Annotated in this window: 23 protein-coding genes and 1 tRNA gene; 12 read left to right on the forward strand and 12 right to left on the reverse strand. The window is 66.3% G+C overall.

Annotated features, from left to right (window positions below):
* Positions 1–314 precede the first annotated feature (314 nt).
* On the forward strand, positions 315–1652 hold the full coding sequence (locus D1409_RS23005) for a TaqI-like C-terminal specificity domain-containing protein (protein ID WP_123539309.1): 1338 nt from the start codon (positions 315–317) through the stop codon (positions 1650–1652).
* 3 nt (positions 1653–1655) lie between these two features.
* Here the strand turns inward: D1409_RS23005 and D1409_RS23010 are convergent, their stop codons facing one another.
* The gene (locus D1409_RS23010; protein ID WP_123539310.1) at positions 1656–2192 is read right to left on the reverse strand and encodes an SWIM zinc finger family protein; all 537 of its coding nucleotides are present in this window, start codon (positions 2190–2192) and stop codon (positions 1656–1658) included.
* A gap of 191 nt (positions 2193–2383) precedes the next feature.
* Between D1409_RS23010 and D1409_RS23015 the strand changes: the two genes are divergently transcribed.
* Positions 2384–2572 (forward strand): hypothetical protein, encoded by a 189-nt coding sequence (locus D1409_RS23015; RefSeq protein ID WP_235853709.1) that lies wholly within the window; start codon positions 2384–2386, stop codon positions 2570–2572.
* A gap of 621 nt (positions 2573–3193) precedes the next feature.
* Here D1409_RS23015 and D1409_RS24965 read toward each other — a convergent pair.
* The 4 genes from D1409_RS24965 to D1409_RS23040 all read right to left on the reverse strand — a co-directional run bounded on the left by D1409_RS24965 (position 3194) and on the right by D1409_RS23040 (position 6920).
* Positions 3194–3364, reverse strand: a complete 171-nt coding sequence (locus D1409_RS24965) for a hypothetical protein (RefSeq protein ID WP_164471864.1) — start codon at positions 3362–3364, stop codon at positions 3194–3196.
* Between the two features lie 779 nt (positions 3365–4143).
* The gene (locus D1409_RS23025) at positions 4144–4530 is read right to left on the reverse strand and encodes a hypothetical protein (protein WP_123539312.1); all 387 of its coding nucleotides are present in this window, start codon (positions 4528–4530) and stop codon (positions 4144–4146) included.
* 102 nt (positions 4531–4632) lie between these two features.
* A complete protein-coding gene (locus tag D1409_RS23035; protein ID WP_206425168.1) occupies positions 4633–6216 on the reverse strand; it encodes an MATE family efflux transporter in 1584 nt (527 codons plus the stop codon).
* Positions 6216–6920 (reverse strand): TetR/AcrR family transcriptional regulator, encoded by a 705-nt coding sequence (locus tag D1409_RS23040; protein WP_123539313.1) that lies wholly within the window; start codon positions 6918–6920, stop codon positions 6216–6218. Before D1409_RS23040 ends, D1409_RS23035 begins: the two co-directional genes overlap by 1 nt.
* 173 nt (positions 6921–7093) lie before the next feature.
* Between D1409_RS23040 and D1409_RS23045 the strand changes: the two genes are divergently transcribed.
* Complete coding sequence (locus tag D1409_RS23045; RefSeq protein WP_123539314.1) at positions 7094–7402, forward strand: Hsp20/alpha crystallin family protein; 309 nt, start codon at positions 7094–7096, stop codon at positions 7400–7402.
* 39 nt (positions 7403–7441) lie between these two features.
* On the opposite strand, the gene D1409_RS23050 is transcribed toward D1409_RS23045, so the two are convergent.
* Positions 7442–8404, reverse strand: coding sequence for a C-terminal binding protein (locus D1409_RS23050; protein WP_123539315.1), 963 nt, complete (start codon positions 8402–8404; stop codon positions 7442–7444).
* Between the two features lie 163 nt (positions 8405–8567).
* Here D1409_RS23050 and D1409_RS23055 point away from each other — a divergent pair, with 163 nt between their 5' ends.
* On the forward strand, positions 8568–9842 hold the full coding sequence (locus tag D1409_RS23055; RefSeq protein WP_123539316.1) for an AGE family epimerase/isomerase: 1275 nt from the start codon (positions 8568–8570) through the stop codon (positions 9840–9842).
* 98 nt (positions 9843–9940) lie between these two features.
* Entirely contained in the window at positions 9941–10285 is a 345-nt protein-coding gene (locus D1409_RS23060; protein ID WP_123539317.1) for a hypothetical protein, read from the forward strand.
* A 9-nt stretch (positions 10286–10294) separates the two neighbouring features.
* On the opposite strand, the gene D1409_RS23065 is transcribed toward D1409_RS23060, so the two are convergent.
* Positions 10295–10672, reverse strand: a complete 378-nt coding sequence (locus D1409_RS23065; RefSeq protein ID WP_123539318.1) for a HEPN domain-containing protein — start codon at positions 10670–10672, stop codon at positions 10295–10297.
* Positions 10665–11021 (reverse strand): nucleotidyltransferase domain-containing protein, encoded by a 357-nt coding sequence (locus tag D1409_RS23070; RefSeq protein ID WP_123539319.1) that lies wholly within the window; start codon positions 11019–11021, stop codon positions 10665–10667. The genes D1409_RS23065 and D1409_RS23070 overlap by 8 nt, the downstream gene beginning before the upstream one ends.
* Positions 11022–11190: 169 nt before the next feature.
* Between D1409_RS23070 and gcvPA the strand changes: the two genes are divergently transcribed.
* The 3 genes from gcvPA (at position 11191) to D1409_RS23085 (ending at position 16738) form a co-directional block, all read left to right on the forward strand.
* Entirely contained in the window at positions 11191–12522 is a 1332-nt protein-coding gene (gcvPA, locus tag D1409_RS23075; RefSeq protein WP_123539320.1) for an aminomethyl-transferring glycine dehydrogenase subunit GcvPA, read from the forward strand.
* A 1-nt stretch (position 12523) separates the two neighbouring features.
* Positions 12524–14011 carry an aminomethyl-transferring glycine dehydrogenase subunit GcvPB gene (gcvPB, locus tag D1409_RS23080; RefSeq protein WP_235853711.1) on the forward strand — a complete coding sequence of 496 codons (1488 nt, stop codon included), beginning with the start codon at positions 12524–12526 and terminating at the stop codon, positions 14009–14011.
* A gap of 66 nt (positions 14012–14077) precedes the next feature.
* Complete coding sequence (locus tag D1409_RS23085) at positions 14078–16738, forward strand: PAS domain S-box protein (protein ID WP_123539321.1); 2661 nt, start codon at positions 14078–14080, stop codon at positions 16736–16738.
* Between the two features lie 56 nt (positions 16739–16794).
* Here D1409_RS23085 and D1409_RS24970 read toward each other — a convergent pair whose 3' ends face one another.
* Positions 16795–16968, reverse strand: coding sequence for a DUF7838 family putative zinc beta-ribbon protein (locus D1409_RS24970; protein ID WP_164471865.1), 174 nt, complete (start codon positions 16966–16968; stop codon positions 16795–16797).
* Between the two features lie 94 nt (positions 16969–17062).
* Between D1409_RS24970 and D1409_RS23090 the strand changes: the two genes are divergently transcribed.
* A complete protein-coding gene (locus D1409_RS23090; protein WP_123539322.1) occupies positions 17063–17599 on the forward strand; it encodes a cob(I)yrinic acid a,c-diamide adenosyltransferase in 537 nt (178 codons plus the stop codon).
* Positions 17600–17620: 21 nt separating this feature from the next.
* Here D1409_RS23090 and D1409_RS23095 read toward each other — a convergent pair whose 3' ends face one another.
* Entirely contained in the window at positions 17621–18571 is a 951-nt protein-coding gene (locus D1409_RS23095) for an MBL fold metallo-hydrolase (RefSeq protein WP_123539323.1), read from the reverse strand.
* Positions 18572–18811: 240 nt separating this feature from the next.
* Between D1409_RS23095 and D1409_RS23100 the strand changes: the two genes are divergently transcribed.
* The 3 genes from D1409_RS23100 (at position 18812) to D1409_RS23110 (ending at position 19859) form a co-directional block, all read left to right on the forward strand.
* Positions 18812–19060 (forward strand): DUF7553 family protein, encoded by a 249-nt coding sequence (locus tag D1409_RS23100; protein ID WP_123539324.1) that lies wholly within the window; start codon positions 18812–18814, stop codon positions 19058–19060.
* Positions 19061–19115: 55 nt separating this feature from the next.
* A tRNA-Val gene (locus D1409_RS23105) sits at positions 19116–19190 on the forward strand.
* 105 nt (positions 19191–19295) lie between these two features.
* A complete protein-coding gene (locus D1409_RS23110; RefSeq protein WP_123539325.1) occupies positions 19296–19859 on the forward strand; it encodes a hypothetical protein in 564 nt (187 codons plus the stop codon).
* Between the two features lie 52 nt (positions 19860–19911).
* Here D1409_RS23110 and D1409_RS24975 read toward each other — a convergent pair whose 3' ends face one another.
* Both D1409_RS24975 and D1409_RS23115 read right to left on the reverse strand, forming a co-directional pair.
* Positions 19912–20088 carry a hypothetical protein gene (locus D1409_RS24975; RefSeq protein ID WP_164471866.1) on the reverse strand — a complete coding sequence of 59 codons (177 nt, stop codon included), beginning with the start codon at positions 20086–20088 and terminating at the stop codon, positions 19912–19914.
* Positions 20089–20443: 355 nt separating this feature from the next.
* Positions 20444–21667 (reverse strand): MFS transporter, encoded by a 1224-nt coding sequence (locus D1409_RS23115; RefSeq protein ID WP_123539326.1) that lies wholly within the window; start codon positions 21665–21667, stop codon positions 20444–20446.
* Between the last annotated feature and the right edge of the window lie 28 nt (positions 21668–21695).

Consider the following 21695-nt stretch of genomic DNA (forward strand, 5'->3'; position numbering starts at 1 on the left):
GCTGGCGACGTGGCGCCAGCAGGGACGGAATCCCTACGCGGAACTCAAGCGCGTCGTCGAAAACAACGAGATGGTCTCACAGACTCACGCTGTGCCTGCCGTCGAATCCTCGGGGTAAACACATACCCTTTGCCGAAGCGACCGACGCACTTCCAAGTATCTCCCAAACTGCGATTCGTGCTGACGGTAACGAAGACTCCGACTCGGAGGAGGAGGAGGGCGAGGACTCAACACTCACCGACCCTGACCGGGAGGTTGGGGAAGACCCACCCGAAGGACGTATTGCGGATATTATTGGGGCTTGTCTCCCCGAAATGCCCGACGAAGAACCGCCGGGTTGGGAGACAGTCGAAGGCCGGTTGAGAGAGATAATCTCGGGTAACGACTTCGAGAGTTCGCCCATCCGTGCGTTCTCCGTACCCGCCTCGATGATTGCTGGTGAAGACTGGCGGTTCGTCCCCGCCGATGAAGAAGAAGCCCTCGGGAACATCGAAGCCGGAGGAACGCAGTTCCAAGAATACGCGAATGGTGAGGAACTATCGAAAAACGGTGTTCAGACGGGAGCAAACCCGATATTTAAACTCACCGAGGACACCCTGAGAGACTACGACCTCGAAGACGAACTCGTGAAGGAATTGGTCAGCGGTGAGGACGTACACCGATGGCATACCGACGTTCCGGACTATCCGAAGCTCCTCTATATCGCAAACGACGACGAACTCGAAGATTACCCCGGAGCGAAAGAGTACCTGTTCGACAACAAAGACAGTCTCGAAGACCGCTACTGTGTCACCGATGAACACAGACGTTGGTTTGACTTAGCCCGGAACCGACCGGACACGTTCGGTAAGGAACTCATCTTTACGCCGGACGTTAGCTACTACAGCAACTTCTGGTACGAACCGACCGGAGACGTGTACGGGTTGAACTCCATCTATGTGCTGTACATCATCGATGGGTTTGACCCCTACTACCAGCTTGGCGTCTTCAACAGCAACGTCGCGCAGTTCTTCATTCGGCGTATCGCTTCGAGCTACGGGAGCGACTACCTGAGGTATCAATGGGACTATACGAAGAAGGTTCCCCTACCCGACCCGTCTGACGTGCCCACCGAATTAGTCGAGAAGGTCAAAGATGCCGCCGAGGAACTTTCCGACCTCCGTGAGGACTACGTCGAAGCCAAACAACTTCGGGAGAACCCGGCGGAGCTACTGGACGAGTTCGAGACGAAGTCCCTGTCCTACGCCGGCTACATCGACCGGCTTGGCTTTCAGGACTTGGAGGGAGAACTACACCCAAGCCTCGATGCGGAGACTATCCGGTTCGGAGTGACCGGGGCAAGCATCGAGTTCAACGATGAACGAGCCGCTGAAATCGTGTACGAGCTGTTACAGGCTCTCGAAGTCACTACGGGCGACGAACTCCGAAGCCTCGAACTCCCCGCCCTCAAAGAAGACCTCGTGGCGGTGTACGAGCGTTACGAGGACGCACGCAACACCGTAGAGGAAGCTCCGGAGGAAGCGAAAGACCTCGAACGCGAGTACAACGAAGTCGTGTACGACCTCTACGATTTGGACGAGGACACGAAAGAACTCATCCGCGACCGCGTTGCCCGACCTGAAAATCCGCTCGAACCGCGAGAAATCGAGTAGTTCCTACCTGTTCGGCAGTTCCCGCTTCCCGTCTCTCACGCACGGCCAGCAGGGGAAGCCGTCGGATAACCCCGCACAGTCACACTCGTCGTGTTCTGCCGCATCGAGGGGTTTGGACTCCCCGCCGACTCCCTCGGTCGTTGCCCCACCGTCTGCCCGGAGCTTGTCCGACAACGTCGATGCGTTCGACCGCTCGGGATTCCCGCTCGGCGTCGGACAATTCACCGACGCTTCGAGGACGACCGGGCCGCCGACCGTAGCGAGAGCGACTTTGTGCTTACAGTCGTACTCCTCGTTGTACTTGTCCGCCGGACACTCACACTCCGCCGGAACGAGGACGCCGTCGCGGTCTTCGACGCCGACAAGATACGAGTGGTCGGCCTTCTCGAAGCCGTAGGATGCGTTGGTGACGCGAACCAGATGCGGGGCTTCGACCGCGAACTCCCACGACTCCCACGAGACGCGCTTCGACGTTTTCGCGCCGAAGTTCAGGTATTCAACAGCGTTGCGCTTATCTTCCGCAGGGGCATTAGTGTTCATTGCTTCGGTTGGCCCGAAGCGCGGTCGGTGTTCCAGCACCGGCCATTTCTGCGACGGCGACACCGCGCTTCGTACTCAGTAGTCTATCGGGCAGTCTATTAAAGGTTCCCAAATACTACAACGTTGTAAGGCATAGGAACTACTAACCCCTCGCACGCAGGAGACACTATATGGTCTTTCGCCGCGCCCTGATGACGAAACGAGAACGCGAACTCATCGAGGGAGACGACGACGCCGACGACCTCCGGTATCAGGCAGTCTCCCGAGTTCGTCGGAAGATAGAGGACGAACTAACGACCGACGCGGAGATACTACGGGAACACCACCCGGAACTCTACGCCGAACTACAGGACGCCGTCTGTTCCGACGACTCCAAATAGTTCGACAATCGACGTACCTACTGCGGTTTCTCGAAGTTGTCTCTCCTACTGTGTCTCCTCTATGCCACCTACATAGGAGACATACTGTAGGGGAACTACTGAGTGTTCTACTGAGGTAGTGTATCGGTTTACTACAACCCCTCGATGCGTTAGAACACAGTAGTTAGACCGGAAGTGGTGAGACACCTACTGTATATACATAGTAGGAGGCCCCCTGTTCCCACCGGCAGACGGCCACCCCGCCGAACCCGACCAGCGACACCCCACCCGTTTCCCACCAGACGCCACAGCAAGCTCGCTACGGGATTCTTTTTTCGACCGAAGGGGAATCATCATCTCGGAGAAAAGACTGGCGGAGAAAGCGCGAGAGAAGCCGCACGAATAATCAGCGTAAGATTGGCACAACCACCACAAAATAAACGACAGTTGTCGAAACAAACACCCCGGTTAGAACATTCATCCGAGTTCCGTGCGTGAGTGTTAGTAAGTCGCTCCGAGAATTTTCCCGTCTGAGGTCAGGAATACAGGTTGCCGAACCCGCCGATTTCGAGGGTTTCAGAATCCCGGAAAACGGGGCGTATGGGGACTACTCGCCGGCAAAGAAAACCGCTGGACGGCAGTTCAGCCAAACAGTTCTTCGGCGTTGACCTCCGTGGTGGTTGAAGCCACCTCGAAGGGTTCGGCCTCCCGTTCGGCCTGCCGGAGTTCGTCAAGCGTTCGCTCGTTCTCGATGATACTGCGTTCGATTCGGAGCGCAAGCGCGTCAAGTTCGTCGTGAATGTCTCCTGCCATCCATTTGACCTTCTCCCGTAGCCGGTCTTACGTGTAGCGGTTAGCCCCGATTCACGGCGTTGGTTCCAGACCCCTCGATGCGGTGGGCCGCTCAAGACGACCACCGGAATCACGCATCCTTAGGCAAGAGTCGGGATTCGCTCATTAGTCCGAAGTACACTTATAAATAAACGCAGAGTACGAACGGGAAAGTGAGGGACGTGGGAGGGATTCGAGACGGAAGCCGTGTAGCGTTTTCCGGTGATACTGGCGCGACACGCCGGGGAGTACCCGTTAACTATTTAAAACTGTGTGTAGTGTTTTCTGACATAGAGAGTCAGAAGTGGGCGAAAGCCGGCAAAGGTAGCCTCTTTCCGCCGCTGAAAGCGGCGGGGTAAAGCGCGTCCTTGGTAAGGACGAGAGCCCGGGTTCAAATCCCGGCCTAGGCTCTTCTCGCGAACTCACGTCGCGAAGTTCCATCTTCGCGACTCTCGTGAGCGTGAGTGCCGATACCGGGATTTGAACCCTGGAAGTCGCAGACCCGGAACGGCCGAGCGAGAGCGAGGCCGCACGCCCGGAACGTCTTCCTCCGGTTCAAATCCCGGCCTAGGCTTCTTGCGGCACGCTTCTGCGAGGCGTTTCATCGCCGAGCGACGCCTGTGCCGCGAAGCCGTTCCCGGGATTCGAACACGCGAGTCCCAGCGCGAACGAAGTGAGCGACCGTCTCGCAGTCGGGTTCAAACCCCGGCCGAGGCTCTTCTCGCGAACTCACGTCGCGAAGTTCCATCTTCGCGATCACATTACGCGAAATCGGTCCGACAGGCCACCGACCAGCCACACGTTGAATCGTCGACCAGTCGGTCGTAGAAGCGGCGCAGTCCCTCGGAGTCGGTCTCGGGGAGGACGTGCAACTGGACGGCGCGGTTCCGGACGGTCACGCGGAACACGTCGCCCGTCTCGTCGTCGCGGACGAGGTACAGCAGCATCGGGAGCTCCATGAAGTCGCCCGAGCGGTAGGGGCCGGAGTCGAGGACGGACGCGACGAGCGTTTCGAGGTCGTCGTTCGGGCGGTCGTCGTCGGGGGTCAACTCGAACACCGTCTCGCCCTCGTACTCGACGCCGCCGCTCCGCGGATAGTTCCGTTCGGGCCGGCCGGGGATGGCGAACGTGGGGTCACGCGCCGTCATAGAGTCGCCTCACCGGGTGATAGGGCGGGATCCCTTTTAACTTCTCGCGCACCGCTCGGGGTCAGTCGGGGACTTCGGGCGGCAAAACCGCGGGTCGACGCCTCAGTCGTCGGTCGTGGGTTCGGCGTCGGGGTCGGTGTCGGGAGCGGGGCCGACGCCGGGGGCGTCGTCGGTGAGGTCGGCGTCGCGCCAGGTACCGCGCCTGTACCAGGCGAAGGCGATGGCGGCGCCGGAGATGTTCGAGACGGCGAAGGCGAGCCAGATGCCCTCGTAGCCGAGGTCGAAGGCGGCGACCGCTTCGATGGGGGCGGCGAGGAGGGCCGCGAGCGGGTCGAACGGGACGGCGCCGACGATCCCGGCGATCCAGGACCCCTCGTAGGCGAACGTCTGGGAGGCGAAGAGGGCGACGGGGAGGCGGATGGCACCGAGCATCCCGATGGAGATGAGGGCGGCGGTCATCGTCTTGCCGGCGCCGCGGAACCCGCCCTTGTAGGAGTGGAAGATGCCGGTGAACCCGAAGGTGGGCGCGACGTAGCGGAGGAAGAGCCGGCCGACCTCGACCACTTCGGGGTCGTCGGAGAAGATGGCGACGATGTTGCCGGCGCCGAGCCAGGTGAGCACGCCGACGGCGGCGAGGACGACGAACATCGCGCGGGCGGCGAAGTGGCTGGCCGAGGCCGCGCGGTCCTCCTCCTGGGCGCCGATGTTCTGGCCGGCCATCGTCTCGACGCCCCGGCCGACCGCGATGGCGGGGAGGAAAATGACCGAGAACATGCGGACGCCGACGCCGTAGGCGGCGACGACGACGGTCGGGAACGCGCTGACGATGACGAGCATCAGGTTCACGGCGATGGCGTTGCCGGTGCCCTCGATGGAGGCGGGGACGCCGATACGGAGGAGTTTCCGCAGGTACGCCAGGTCGGGTTTCATGTCCGCGAGACGTATCTTGACGCCGCGAGTGCCCTGGAACATGATCCCGAGGCCGATGGCGGTCGCGAGCGCTCGCGAGGCGATAGTCGCGTAGGCGGCGCCCTCGACGCCGAGGCGGGGGAACGGGCCCCACCCGAAGATGAGGAACGGGTCCAGCACCATGTTGACGAGGACGGTGACGAACATGACGAGCATCGGGGTGATCGTGTCGCCGTAGCCGCGCATCAGCGACATGAACACGAAGAAGGCGAACATGAACACCATCCCGAGCGAGATGATCTCGAGGTAGGCGGTCGCGCCGGGGAGCACGTCGTCGGACGCGCCGAGCAACTGGAGGAGGTCGCCGACGATGAAGTACCCGACGGTCCCGAGGATCAGCGAGGCGATGATAGCGAACGTGACGGTCTGGGAGGCGGCGAACTCCGCCTGTCGTTCGTCGTCGGCGCCGATGTTCTGGGCGACGAGGATGCTCCCCGCGATAGAGATGCCCAGCCCCAGCGAGATGAGGAAGAAGACGACGGGGAAGGCGAAGCTGATGGCCGCCAGCGCCTCCGTGCTGTACCGGCCGAGCCAGATGGTGTCGACCAGGTTGTACATCGTCTGGAGGAGGTTCGTGATCACGATGGGGATCGAGAGGTAGAACAGCGGTCTGGCGATCCCGCCGGAGGTCAGGTCGAACTCCTCGCGGTCCTTGAACACCATGTTCACCCGCCTGCGAACGCCCGCGACGAGGCGGTCGATGCCGGAGTCCGCCATCAGTTCTCGGCCTCCGCGGGCGTCTCGGTCGATTCCGCTTCCGCCTCCGCATCGCGTCCGGCGGTGTCATCGCCGACGTCGACGACGACGTCCGCGTCGGGCGCGACGAGGTTCTCGCGGACGTACGCGAGGAAGGTGTTGCGGGTGCTCCCGTCGGTCTCGCCGATGGCGACGCGGCGGGTGTTCACGCCGTCGATGAGCGTGGCGACGAACGCCGCGGTGTCCCGGGGGTCGACGTCCGAGCGGACGACCCCCTCGTCGATCCCGTCGGCGACGATCTCCCGGACTCTGTCGCGGACGAACGCGTCCACTCGCTCCAGTTGGTCCCGATACGCCTCCACGTACGGGGCCTGGGCCTTGATCTCCAGATAGGCCGTCTGGAACTCTTCCGCGCCCTCGACGTCGGACTGACAGAGCACCTCGTCGACGAACGTGACCAGTCGGTCGACGGCGTGGTCGCCCTCTGTCTCCGCGAACTTCTCGGTGAAGGAGTCGTAGAGGTGGTCGAGGAAGGCGAGCAAGAGGTCCTCTTTCGTGTCGTAGTGGTAGTGCAGCGACGCCTTGCTCTTGTCCGATTCGTCCGCGATGTCCTGCATCGTCAGATCCGCGTACCCGTGTCGACAGAGCGCGCGGTAGGTGGCCTCCATGATGGCCTCCGGCGTGTCCGAGCCGGCCCCCGCGGCGCTCTCCGTCTCTCCACTCATTACCGGAGTTAACTGACTGGTCAGTCAAAACAGTTTCGAACTGACTGACCGGTTAGTCAGAGCGTGACACGGTCGGGGCATCGGACGCGAGCGCGCAAGCCCTCTCTCGACGGTCGGGAATCGGCTGCACGGTTCAAATGCGTCGAGCGCGTCGATCAGAACGGGAGCGACTCATGACCCACCACCCGGACCACGAGGTCGAACTGTACAGAGACGAGGGGGCGTACGAGGTGTACGTCGACGTGCCCGGCTACGACCGCGGGGACTTCGACCTGCGCTGGCACGACGGGCGGCTCCGCGTCACCGCGGAGCAGCGCGACGCGGAGGGCGAGACGCGCGTCTACAACCGTCACGTCTCGGTGCCGCGCCGGATCGAGGCCGACGAGATATCGGCGACCTACAGCGACGGCGTGTTGCACGTGCGACTCCCCATCTCCGCTGACGAATCACGGCCCGGCACGCGCATCGAGGTCAGCGAGTAGACGACGGCCGCGGCCGACCGGAACTCGGGACGGTCCCGGTCACACCCAGTCGAGGTCGGGGTCGATCCGGTCGGGCGGCGTCTCGCCGTCGAGCGCGGCCCGGACGTTGACCGCGACCGTCTCGACGAGGTCGGCGCGGGCCTCTTCGGAGTACCAGGCGGCGTGGGGCGTCAGGGTCGCGTCGTCGCGGTCGAACAGCGGCGAGTCCTCCGGGGGCTCCCGGGCGAACACGTCGAGTCCAGCGCCCGCGACCGCCCCCGCTTCGAGTGCGTCGGCCAGCGCGGCCTCGTCCACGACGCCGCCGCGACCAGTGTTGACGACGACGGCGCGGTCGGGCAGTCGTTCGAACGCGTCCCCGTCGACCATGTGCCGGGTCTCCTCGGTCAGCGGCGCGTTGATCGACAGCAGGTCGGTCCGACCCAGCAGTTCCTCGTACTCGACCGCCTCGACGCCGTCCTCTGCCATCTCCTCGGCGTCGACGTAGGGGTCGTAGGCCACGTACGCCAGGTCGAACCCGCTCGTCTGCTCGCGGACGCGGCGCGCGATCGGACCGTAGGAGAGAAACCCCATCGTGAGGCCGGAGAGACGGTGCGTCTCCCCGCCGACGCGCCAGTCCCACCCGCCGGCCTTCACGTCGGTGTCGTAGAGCCCCAGTTTCCGCAGGCAGGCCAGCAGCAGCGACACGGTGTGGGTGGCCACCTCGTCGGTGCAGTACTCGGGGACGTTCGTGACGGCGACGCCGCGTTCGGCCGCGGCGCCCACGTCGACTCTGTCGATGCCGACGCCGGCGCGCGCGACGATTTCGAGGTCGGGACAGGCCGCCAGCACGTCGGCGGTGACCGGCGTGGACACGTCGACGACCAGCCCCGCCGCACCGCTCGCGGCTTCGCGCACCGCTCGCTCGGTGTCCGTCTCGGCGACGGTGACGGTCACGTCCGCACCGAGCCTGTCGGCCAGTGCCTCGGCGTCGATCATCGGATCGTCGCTCACGACAACGTCCATGGGGGGTCTCGGGACCGGTCGGGGATAAATGCGAACGCCGGTTCTCACCCGACGGGCAGCCGGCCGATTGCACCGGCGTCGTCGCCGCCAGCGGTTGACTGTGGCAAACAGCGGCCGTAGCGACTCACGAGCGTTGAAGTACCGGCCGGGTGAACGCCGAGTCATGACACGCGACGCCGACTCGCTCGCCGAGGAGTACCTGCCGCGACTGAAGGAGAACCTGCGCGAGACGGTGATCGACTTCTGGTACCCCCGTGCCATCGACAGCGACCACGGCGGCTTCATCACCAGCTACGACGCCGACGGCGAGTTCGCGGGCAACGACCGCAAGATGATCGTCACGCAGGCGCGGATGGTGTGGTTCTCCGCCCGGCTGTACCGCGCCGGCTACGGCGACGAACTGCTCGACGCCGCCGAGCGCGGCTTCGACTTCCTCACCGAGGAGATGCGCGACCACGAGCACGGCGGCTACTACTGGGAGGTCGAGCGCGACGGCACCGTGACGAAGCCGAACAAGCACATGTACGGCCAGTCGTTCGTCCTCTACGGGCTCTCGGAGTACTACCGCGCCAGCGACGACGAGGCCGCCCGCGAGGCCGCCGTCGACCTCTTCGAACTGTTCGAGGCGGAAGCGTACGACGACGAGAACGGGGGGTACGTCGAGTACTTCGAACCGGACTGGACGCCCATCACCGACGGCGGCACCTACCTCGACAACATCGAGCCCGACTGGTCGCCCAAAGAGGAGGTCGACGCCGAACTCGACCCGACGACGAAGCTGATGAACACCCACCTCCACCTGATGGAGGCGTTCACTACCTTCTACGAGGCCACCGGGCACGACCTGGGCGGCAAGCGGCTCTCCGAGCTTCTCACGATCAACACCAACACCGTCGTCCGAAAGGGGCTGGGCGCCTGTACCGACAAGTACGCCCCAGACTGGCGACCCCTGCTCGACGACGAGGCGTACCGCATCGTCTCCTACGGCCACGACGTGGAGAACGTCTGGCTGACGATGGACGCGGCCGACGCGCTGGACTCCTCGCTCAACTACTACCGCGACCTCTACGAGACGCTGTGGGACTACTCGCTCGAATACGGCTACGACGACGAGCACGGCGGGTTCTACTTCTACGGCCCGTTCGAGGAACCCGCCTCGAGTCGCATCAAGGCGTGGTGGGTGCAGGCCGAGGCGCTGACGAGCGCGCTCCGCATGTACGAACTCACCGACGACGACGAGTACGCCGACGTGTTCGCCGAGACCTACGAGTTTATCGACGAGTACCACGTCGACAGGGAGGTCGGCGAGTGGCACTCCGGGGTCACCGAGGATCTGGAACCCGTCGGCCGCAAGGGCGCGATGTACAAGGGCGCCTACCACAACGGCCGCGCCCTGCTGGAGTGTATCGAGGCGCTGGAGCGACTGCGGGACGCCTGACGACTGCGTGAGGCCGGCCGCTCCACGGCCGGGGCGGCCGGTCGCCTCGCGGCTCGGGCGACGAAATTGTTTTGTCAGTCCGCTCGCAGATTCGCGGTATGAACGTCCGGGTGCTGGTCGCGGCGGTGGCCGTCGTCGTCGCCACGGCGGTGGGCGCCGTGGTCGCCGTCGCGTCCTTCCTCGGACTCCTCCCGCGGTTCGGCCCGACACTGTTCCAGAAGGTGATCCTCCACGGCTACGGCGGCGGCCTGTTCCTGCTGGCGCTCGGATACGCGGGCTATCGGTGGCCGGCCCGGACGATGCGGCTGGCGGCCGCGACGAACTTCCGCGAGCCGGTCCGGTCGCCCGGGAGCGGCCGCGAGTGGCTGTTTCGAGTCGTCAGCGTCTGCTCGTTCGGTCTCGGGATCTTTCTGCTCGTGTGGACGACCGCACAGTGGGTGTGAAGGTCGATACTACTCTGTGAGGCGCTCCATCGTTTCGACGAACGGCTCGGTCTCGGCCAGCAACGCGTCGACGTCCTCGTCGACCTGCGCGTATCCGTACTCTGCCTGTTTTCGGAGCGTGGAGAGGTCGTTCAGAAAGCGGCCACGGTCACGGTCCGCGTCGCCCGCCGCAACCACTTCGGATCCGAACAGAGAGAGCACACCGCCGTAGGACTCCGGTTCGTGCCCCCGGTCGTACAGCACCGCCTGCGCGGCGTGGAAACACGCGTAGTAGAGCCGATTCACGACGACAGCGTCCGACAGATCGGCTTCGCGAGCACCGCTCGCATCGTCGAGCGCCTGTCTGGCCTGTCTGAGTTGATTCTCGACTGCGTCGGCGTCAGACATACGATTCACCGTCGCGGACCACGCGCCGGACGAAGGGTCGGTCGCGTCGCCGTTCGAACTCCTGTCGGGAGAGGACGTGTACCTCGACCACGGGTCCGAATTCGAGCATCACGTCGTACGCGACCTCACGGAGTCGTTCTTCGACGGCCGTGCGGTCGGCCTCGTCCGCGACTACGGCGAGGAAGTCCACGTCGCTGGACCGCCCTGACGCGTCACCGCGAACGGTCGATCCGAAAAGGAGGAGCCGCTCGACCCCGTCGACGCGCTCCTCGATCCGTCGGGCGAACGCTGTCGCCGCCCGTCTATGGGACCGGCCGTCCCCATCCACCGTCGGCTTCCGCCGGCTCATATCCGAGGATACGAATCCGTCTGTGATCCGTTTTCTGCTGTCGCACCTCGGTCCGGAACTCGCACTCCCCGACAGCCACCGAAACGGGAGGCTCATGTGCGAGCGTCCGATAGGGTCGGCCATCACTCCCGACGGGGAGGCTATCAGCTATGACACGCGAGGGACACTCATGACACGGCGGACGCGGGGCAGTCCGTACGCGCCACAGGACGCGGCCGACACCGAGGCGATGCTCGCGGCCGTGGGCGCCGACAGCGAGGAAGACCTGTTCGACATCCCCGAGTCGGTGCGCTTCGACGGCGCGTTCGACATCGACGCGCGGAGCGAGCGCGCGGTCCGACGCCAGGTCGAGCGCACGCTCGGGCGCAACGACGACCTGACCGAGTTCATGGGCCGGGGCCACTACGACCACTACGTCCCGGCGCTGGTCGACGACCTGTCCAGCCGCCAGGAGTTTCTCACCTCCTACACGCAGTACCAGCCGGAGGTCGCACAGGGGTTCCTGCAGGCGCTCTTCGAGTACCAGTCGATGCTGGTCGAGCTGACGGGGCTGGGCGTCGCGAACTGCTCGATGTACGACGCCGCGTCGGCGCTCGGCGAGGCCGCGACGCTGTCCCAGCGCGTCCGCTCGGTGTCGGGCGACCGCATCCTCGTCCCCGACCAGTTGCGCGACGGCAAGCGCGAGGTGCTCGAACAGTACGCCGCGGGCCCGGACCTGCGAGTCGAGAGCTATCCGACGGCGGCGGGGACCGTCGACGTGGACGGCCTCGCGGCGGCCCTCGACGACGACGCCGCGATGGTGTACGCGGAGAATCCCACGGTGTGCGGCGCCGTCGAGGAGTCCCTCGACGCAGTGGGCGAACTGGCCGACGACCACGACGCACTGTTCGTCCTCGGGTCGGACCCGGTCGCGCTGGCGCTGCTGGAGCGGCCGGCGGACGTCGGCGCCGACGTGGTCGTCGGCGAGGCGAGCGCGCTCGGTGTCGGCAGCGCCTACGGGATGGGCATGGGTATCTTCGCGACGCGCGAGGAGTACCTCCGGCAGGTTCCCGGCCGGCTCGTGGGCGTCAGCGGCGACGCCACGGGTCGGCGGGCGTTCACGCTGACGCTCCAGACGCGCGAACAGCACATTCGGAAGGAGCGGGCGACGAGCAACATCTGCACGAACCAGGCGTGGGTGGCGCTTCGAACCGCGATCCACGTCGCGACGCTCGGCCCGGACGGTCTCGTGGACCTCGCCGAGGACTGCGTTCGGCTGGCCGCGGACCTCGCCGACCGCCTCGACGACGTCTCGGGGGTCATTGCGCCGGTCCACGACCGCTATCACTTCCGGGAGTTCCAGGCGAAGACGGACCAGCCCGCGGCGGCGGTCGCGAGCGACCTGGAGGCGGAGGGGTTCGCCGTCCACGTCGTCGGCGACCACCGCATCCAGGTCTGCGTGACGGACGCGAACGAGCCCGAGATGGACCGCTTCGTCGACGCTGTCGCGGAGGTGGCCTGAGATGACCGACGGATCGGCGGACGGTGGAGATTCCCTCGACGCCGACGAACACGCCCCCGAGGCGGGGACGCTGTACGACCAGGCACGCTGGACGGACGACGGGGAGTACGAACCGCTGCTCTCCGAGAAGGACGCGACCGAAGTGGCGATCGGCGAGGACTCGCCGCTGCCGGACGACCTGACGCGAGACTCGCTGGAGCTGCCCGGGCTGGCCGAACCCGAACTGGCGCGCCACTACACCAGACTGTCGCAGATGAACTACGGGGTCGACAGCGGGCCGTTCCCGCTGGGGTCGTGTACGATGAAGTACAACCCGAAGTTCACCGAGCAGGCGGCGGCCGACCCGAACGCGGCGGTCCATCCCGACCGCTCGGCCGGGAGCGTTCAGGGGACGCTGGAGGTGCAGGCACAACTGCAGGACTACCTCGGGCGCATCGGCGGGATGGACGCGGTGACGCTCCAGCCGCCGGCGGGCGCGGCGGGCGAGTTCACGGGCATCCGGATCGCCAGCGCCTACCACGAGGCCAACGGCGAGGACCGCTCGGAAGTCATCATCCCGGACAGCGCACACGGGACGAACTTCGCGACGGCGGCGATGGCGGGCTTCGACGTGGTCGAGCTCCCGAGCGCCGAGGACGGCCGCGTCGACCTCGAGGCACTGGAGGCGGCCGTCGGCGACGACACCGCGGCGCTGATGCTCACGAACCCGAACACGCTCGGCCTGTTCGAGCGCGACATCGAGGAGATCGCCGCGCTCGTCCACGACGCGGGCGGGCTGCTGTACTACGACGGCGCGAACCTGAACGCCCTGCTCGGCCGGGCGCGACCGGGCGACATGGGCTTCGACGTGATGCACTACAACGTCCACAAGACGTTCGCGACGCCCCACGGCGGGGGCGGCCCCGGCGCGGGACCGGTCGGCGTCGTCGAGGAGCTCGCACCGTTCCTCCCGACGCCACACGTCAGGGAACAGCCCGACGGCAGTGGCTACGAGCGGTACGAACCAGACCAGTCCATCGGCAAGGTCCACGGCTTCTCGGGCAACTGGCTCGTGCTGGTGCGGGCCTGGGCGTACATCGCTCGGCTCGGCGACGAGGGGCTCGCGGACGCGAGCGCGAAGGCGGTGCTGAACGCGAACTACCTCGCCGAGCGGATCGACTACGAGGTGCCGTACGGACCGTTCCACCACGAGTTCGTCGCGAGCGCGGGCGACCAGGACGCGGCCGACGCGGCCAAACGGATGCTCGACTACGGCGTCCACCCGCCGACGACGAAGTGGCCCGAGATCGTCGACGAGGCGCTGATGACCGAGCCCACGGAGGCCGAGACCCGCGGCTCGCTCGACGACCTCGCTGCGGCGTTCAACGCCGTCTCGGCCGAGGACGACGCGACGCTGGAGGCGGCGCCCGAGCGGACGGCCGCCCGTCGGATCGACCAGGTGAGCGCCGCCCGGGAGCCTCGCCTCTCCTGGCAGGCGCTCGACGACTGAGTCGCGATTCAGTTTCGATAATCGGAGGGAAGTCGCTAAATATCAGGATTCGTTCGGTTGGCCTACATGGGACGGAGGGTTCTCGCTGTCGGTCCGGCGGGGGGACGCGGGTGGACGGACGAACTCGACGCGGACGGGTGGGTGGTCGACGCGGTCGGTTCGACGAGAGGGGCGCTGTCGGTGCTGGCGACGAGCGACGTCGACTGCGTGGTCGTCGAGCACTGCGACGCGGTGGACGGGCTCGACGTCGTCACCGGCGTCCGCGAGTTCGGGTACCGCGAACCGGTACTCCTCGTCTCGGAGCGGCCCGACGGGAAACTCGCGGCGGCGGCCACGCGGCTCGGAGTCACGGAGTACTACCCCCGTGAGGCGGCGGACGAATCGCTACCGGACCGCGTGCAGGCCCAGATCTCCGGCGGCGGCCCGGCGCCGGCGGAAACGGCGCCCTCGGACACTGCGAGCGCGCGTCACGGCGAACCGGACGAGTCGTCGTCGACCGCGGGCGCCCGGGACACGGTCAGGGCGCTGGACGCGGTCGACGACGGGCTGTACGTCCTCGACAGGCAGGGGCACTTCGTCGTCGTCAACGACTCGCTGGCCGAGATGACCGGGTACGAGGTCGACGACCTCGTCGGCGAACACGTCTCGGCTATCACGACGGAAGCGGCGTCCGACGACGTCTTCCCTGAGATTCGTCGCGTGATCCGGGGCGAGACGGAGTCGACGACGGTGACGACGACGATCGCTCCGGCGGACGGCGACACGTTCCCCGCCGAAGACCGCGTGACGGCGGTCACCGAGGACGGCGAGGTGGTCGGCGTCGCGGGCGTCATCCGAGACATCACGGACCGGAAGGAACGCGAGCGCGAACTCCGCGAGGCCCGGGAGCGGTTCGCCGAACTGCTCGACACGTCGCGGGGGCTGCTGGGCGCGCATAGCCGCGAACGCATCGCCGAGATCGTCGTCGCCGCCGTCGAAGACGCGCTCGGATACGACCTGAACGTGGTTCGCCTCTACGACCCGGAGACGGAGACACTACGACCGGTCGCGGGCTCCGACGAGGGCACGTTCACCGCGTCGGGACGGCCCGTGTACGCTCCCGGCGAGGGCGGACCGGGCATCGCGTTCGAGACCGGAGCGGCCCGTCACAATCCGACGGACATCGACGTGGCGGACGAGGACCTGCCCCCGGATATCGCCGAGACGCTGTACGTCCCACTCGGCGACCAGGGGACGATCAGTATCGGTGCGACCGAATCGGGGGCCTTCGACGAGCAGGACCGGTCGCTGGCGGCGATCCTGGCCTCGAACGCGGCGGTGGCGCTCGACCGCGTCGACTACGAGGACGAACTCGTCCAGTACCGGACGGTGCTGGAGAACGTCCAGGACATGGTGTACGTCGCCGACGAGACGGGTCGGTTCTCGCTGGTGACCGAACCGCTGGCGACGTGGCTCGGCCGCGAGCGCGCCGCGCTCGTCGGCGCGCCGGTGGCCTCGGTGCTCGGAGACGAGTCGGCGCTGTCGGCGGCCGTCGAGGGGGTCAGAGACGGCGGCGTAACCAGCAGGACGGTGGAGACGACGTTCGAGCGCGAGGACGGTGACCCCCTCCCCGGCGAGGTCGAGGTGTCGCTGCTCCCGGCCGACGAGGGGTTCGCCGGGACCGTCGGCGTCGTCCGCGACCGGAGCGAACTCCTCGAGACGCGCGAGCGACTGGAGAGCCAGCGCGACCGCTTCACCTACCTCTTCGACAACCTCCCGGACGCGGTCGTCGAGGCGTCACACGAGGACGGGAGGCCGATCGTCAGGTCCGTCAACGACGCGTTCACGGACGTGTTCGGGTACGAGGCGGCGGCGATCGCGGGGGAATCGATCGACGAGTTCGTCCTGCCGGCCGACGAGCGCGAGAACGGTGGCGAACTCAACCGACTGGCCGCGGCCGGCGACGTCGTCCAGCGGGAGGTCCGCCGGGAGACCGCCGACGGGTACCGCGACTTCCTCTTTCGCGGGATCCCGTACGATACGGAGAACGACGGCACGCGGAGCTTCGGCATCTACACCGACATCTCCGAACAGAAGGAACGCGAGCGTCGCCTCCAGGTGCTCAACCGCGTCCTCCGGCACAACCTCAGAAACGACCTCAACGTGGTCCTCGGGTACGCCGAGATGATCGCCGACCGCGTCGAGGACGAGCGCGTCGACGAGTGGACGGAGACGCTCGTCGAGACGGCCTCGGAGGTCGCCTCGCTCAGCGACCGCGCGCGCTCGCTCGACCGCACGATGCGCGAGGGGTCGCTTCGCGACCGAACCGTCGGGCTCGCTGGCGTGATCGACAGCGTCGTGGCGGAGTACCGCCGCGAACACGCCGACGCGCAGATCGAGACCGACGTCGACGACCTGACGGTCGTCGGCGACGGCCGGATCGAACTCGCGCTCTCGGAGCCCCTCGAGAACAGCGTCGAGTACGGCGGCGACCGGATCCGCGTCGAGACCCACCGCGAAGCGGGACGGGTCGACGTCCGCGTCGCGGACGACGGCCCCGGCATCCCCGAGACGGAGCGCGAGGCCGTCGACGAGTCGAGCGAGATCACCCAGCTCGAACACGGCAGCGGCCTCGGCCTCTGGATCGTCCGCTGGGTGTGTGACTCCTGCGGCGGTCGCCTGCGCTTCGAGGAGAGCGACCTGGGCGGGACGGCGGTCGTCCTCTCGCTGACTCCGGCCGACGAGTGAGCGGCGCGGCTGGCCGGTCGACCGCTCGGAAAACGGTGTGAGTCGCGACGGCGCCGTTACACGGAGGCCGCGCTCGTGTCGACGGTCCCGTCGATGCGGACGAACCCGTAGTCGCACTCGGGGCAGTGCCACTTGACCTTCGTGCCGATGTGGACTTTCATGCTCGCCGCCTGGTAGAACTCGCGTTCGGTCTCACAGGACGGACACTCGTGTTCCATGACCTCGCTCATACACTCGCCTTCAGCACGGCGGTAATTTAACGTGCTGATCCTCGCCGCGGCGTTCGGATCCGGAGTTAAGTCACTGGCCCCCCGAGCGGGGTGTATGAAGATCTACACCGGCCGCGGCGACGAGGGGCTGACGGACCTGCGGGACATGTCCCGCGTCTCGAAGACCAGTCCGCGCATCGAGGCCTACGGGACCGTCGACGAACTGAACGCCGCCGTCGGCGTCGTCCGCCCGACCGGTCACGACGACGTCGACGACCTCCTGCGCGAGGTGCAGAACCACCTCCACGTCACGCAGGCGGACTTCGCCAACCCCGACCCGGACGAGGGCGACCCCAGCGTCCGCGAGGAGCACGTCGACCACCTCGAAGACAGCATCGACGCCTTCGACGAGGAACTCGACCCGCTGGAGAGCTTCATCCTCCCGAGCGGCTCCGAGCCGGGTGCAAAACTCCACCAGGCGCGAGCGGTCTGCCGGCGCGCCGAGCGGCGCGCTGTCGCGTTCGCGGAGGCCGAGGCGGGCGTCAACGAGACGGGCATCGTCTACCTCAACCGCCTCTCGGACCTCCTCTTCACGCTCGCTCGCGTGGTGAACAAGCGCGAGGGCGTCCGCGAGGAAGAGCCGACGTACTGAGGAAGCGCCGTCCCGACCGTCTCACGTCGCGCGTTCGTAGTGGATCGTCCCGTCGATCTCCCGGACATCGACGCGACCGGCCGCTTCGAGCACGTCGAGGTGGCCGACGGCTTCGCTCATCCCGGGGAACTGCTCGGTGACGGGGAGGTCGCCGAACAGTTCGGTCATCACCTCGACCGGCGTGGTCGGTTCGTCGAGGAAGCCGGCGACGCGCTCGGTGCGCTCGTCGTGTTCGTCGAGGATGGCGTCGATGCGGTCGGTGGGGTCGTCGACGAGGCCACGGTGGCCCGGATGGAAGCGGTCGTAGCCCGCGTCGCGCAACACCGCGAGGGAGTCGTTGTACGCCGGGAGGATCCGGGGGCGGTCGGCGTCGGGGCGAGGCGGTGGCTGGAGGAACGGGTTCGGCGTGATCTCCGCGAGGACGTTGTCGCCGACGATGGCCTCGTGGCCCTTCGAGCCGTCGAAGGCGAACAGTATCTCGCCGGTGGCGTGGCCGACGAGGTCGTCGACGCGCAACTCGCAGCCGTCGACGGTGACGGTGTCGCCCGCTTCGACCTGTCGGTCGACGGCGACGCTGGGGGCGTAGTGGACGAACGCCTCCGGGAGTTCGGTGACGGTCTCGGCCGTCGAGGTCGCCATGCCACAGCGCTCGAAGAACTCCGAGAAGTACGCCTGTTCGGCGTCGAGTCGGCCGGGGAAGTCGGCGGTGACCACCGCGGCGTCGGAGTGGGCGACGACGGTCGCACCGCGCTCCTGGAACCGCTTGGCGAGGCCGAAGTGGTCGGGATGCGGGTGGGTGACGAGGACCCGTTCGACGTCCTCGGGCGCCAGCCCGCGGTCGGCGAGCGCGTCGCGGAGGTGTGACCAGGCTTCCTCGCTGTCGGGTCCGGGGTCGACGAGCGTCCGGTCGGCGAGATAGGCGTTGACGGGGCCGACCTGGAACGGCGTCGGGACGGGCACCTGTTCGAACATACCTCCCGGTACCGGTTGATACAGTAAGTGTGTGGTGGACGAGTCACCGGCGGTCCACCCACTCGAGTGCACACGCCGATGCCCACCGTCGTGTGCGCATGTGACAGCGTCGTGGGACAGACAGACGACGCGGGCCTCGGGTATCGACCACGCGCCGACGTTATTTAGGTCTGCCTAAAACATTATCAACCTTCCGGTGGGGACGCAAAGCATATATCTGTTGCTTTCGTACGGTCAGATATGAACAGGCACTTCGAAGACACCCTGTACTACCTGAAGAGAGCGCTCACGACGGCAAAGAAGGGCGTGACGAAGGAGGCCGAACCCGTCGAGCGGAAGGTCAAGGAGCTGACCGGTCGGGAGGACGAGCCCGAACCGGGACGCTTCGAGTCCGTGCGGGAGCGGGCCGAGAGCGAGGCCAAAGCGCTCCTCTCGGCGGTCCGCGAGACCGTCGGTTCGGTCCGCGGTCGGACCGGCGGGACGCAGTAGGCGTCTCGACGGAAAGCAATTCTTAAGGGCTGGGGCGGATTAGCCAGGAGTACCCGGGTTGGTGGTCTAGTCCGGTTATGACGGCTCCTTCACACGGAGCAGGCCCCAGGTTCAACTCCTGGCCAACCCACTTCTGAGGGCGCTACCTCGCGAGAGCGGTCTGCACCTCGACGCCGTAGCATCTCCCCTGCGAGTCGCCCCAAACACGTAATCCACTGGCGCCGAGTACGACTGTATGACCGACGACCCACTCCACGAGCGGATGGCGGAGTACGAGACGCTGGCGAGGGAGGCGGCCGAGCGGGCGAGCGAGCGGGACGAGGTGGGCGCGGCGGTCGGCGACCGACTGGCGGAGTCCATCTCCGAGGCGGTCACGGAGACGGGCGTGAACGTCGAGGCGGTCGACCGGTCCGGGGACGGGCGTCGCCATCGGTTCACGGCGCGACTCGACAGAGCGGCGCTCGTGGCGGCGCTGACGGAGTCGCTCCCGAGCGGGTTCGTGGTGTCGCACGTCAACGACGACGGGTCGCTGAGCGTCGAGTGGACGGGCGAGCGGGAGACGCCGTCGAAGCGCGAACACGGCGCGGTGCTGAAAGCCATCGTCGCCGAGGAGACGACCGTCGACGACGACGGGCTGATCTCGGCGGTGCCGACGCGCGACCGGGTGATCGGGCGCGCTGTCGAGCTCGGGATCGAGGAGCGCGACGCCGAGCAGCGACTCGCGAGACTGGAGCGACTCGACGTGGTCGATATCGCGGACGGAAAGGTGTACCCCGACGAGAACTTCTCGCGGATCTGAGTCCCTCGGTCGAACGGACGTCGCTCTGTCCGGGGAAGTTTCGGTCGAACAGCTACCGCATCTGGTCGAGCGCGACGACGGTGTCGGACATCAGGTACGCGGTGTCGCTGTCCTCGCGCTCGATACTGAGGGCGTAGAAGGAGTCACGGCCGTCGTCGACGGTGACGTGATAGGCAGATGTCGTCAGCGGATCCAGCGTCTCCGGATCCTCGGTGTCAGTGGAGGTCACACCCACCCTCACCGACGGCCACGGTTAACCACCTCGATCTCGATCAATTGGTCGAGATCGATAGATATATTCGGATTCTTGTATGTATGTGAAGAAGATATATTTTCGATCCGCCGCAACCCGGCGATATTGGATAAAGGCGCGTAATGGGTGCTCATGCCTTCTATGTCGGCTGTTGAGAGAACGAATTACGGACCAACGAGAAAACAGCGAACGAATTCCGAAATACCGGATAAATGGAGGAGCAGCTTCTTTCGAACGGATTCTGCGGTTCGAAGGCTGAGGCCCCTCTCGAAAGGTAGTAACTTCTATACAACTCCTGACTAAACAATCCGAAATACGTTATGTTCGTCCGTCACGAATCGGTCGAGAGGCTCGCCGTCTGCGGGTTGAGCCGTCCGGTCTGAGAGTAGACGCCGGCGACCAGCAGCAGGCCGGCGATCAGTGGTATCAGGGCGCACGCGGCGTAGACGGGGGCGAAGCCGATCGATTCGACGACGGGGAGCGAGACCATGGGACCGAGACCGCCGCCGAGGTCGCCGAAGACGTTGTTGGTGGCCATGGCGCGGCCGGTGCGTTCGTCGGGAGTGAGGTCGGCGAGCAGGGCGATCAGCGGGCCGCTGGTACCGCCCTGCCCGGTGCCGATGAGGGCGCAGGCGGCGACCAGCGTCTCCAGCGACCCGGCGAGCGCGAGGAGGACGAATCCGGCGAAGGAGACGACGAGGAAGCCCAGCAGGGTGGGGACCCGGCCGCCGAGGTCGTCGCTCAGCTTGCCGCCGCCGAGCGTGAACACGGCGGCGGCGAGGACGGTCACGGCCATGAGCAGGCCGGACATTCCCTGCGGGCCGTACCCCCAGACGCTGATACCCTTCTCGTCCACGAAGAGGACGAGCGTCGCGAACAGCGCGCCGAGGTACGCGAAGAAGAGGCCGAAGTTGACGAGTCCGACCGTCAGCGTCGGGAGGGCGGTGTCGACCTCCCAGGGTTTGACCGCGGTCCGCTCGCCTTCGACGTGGGTCTCGGGGATGGTGAAGTACGCGAAGAGGCTCGCGAGCAGGGCGAAGGCGGCGGCGACGACGAACGCGGTCAACACGGAGTAGGCGTCGCTGACGACGCCGCCCATGACGAGTCCGGCGGGGAACCCGAGGGTGATGCCGCCGCGGACGACGCCCATGTTCGTGCCGCGGTCGCCGCCGTCGCTCACGTCGGCGGCGATGGTGTAGGCGGTGGCGAACACGAGCGCGCTCCCGATCCCCCAGAGCACGCGCGCGAGGAGGAACCACGCCTCGGGCAGTGGCGCTTCCAACGCGACGACGTACCCCAGCGTCGCCACCCCCTCGACGAAGAGGCCGACGACGAACGGCGTCCGGGTGCCGACGCGGTCGACCAGCGACCCCGCGGGCGCGTTCGCCAGGATCCGCGTGAAGCGGTTTGCGCTGAGGATGAGCCCGACGAGAAACGGCGAGATACCGAGCACGGCGCCGAGGTTCGGGAGGATGGGGAAGACGACGCCGCCGCCGAACCCGACGAAGAACGTACTCACGATGACCGACGCGACGACGGTCCGCTGTTCGTTCATCGCCCGAACCTCGCGGGTAGACTCGCAT

It is taken from the genome of Halosimplex salinum (assembly GCF_003730195.1).
Classification (GTDB): domain Archaea; phylum Halobacteriota; class Halobacteria; order Halobacteriales; family Haloarculaceae; genus Halosimplex; species Halosimplex salinum.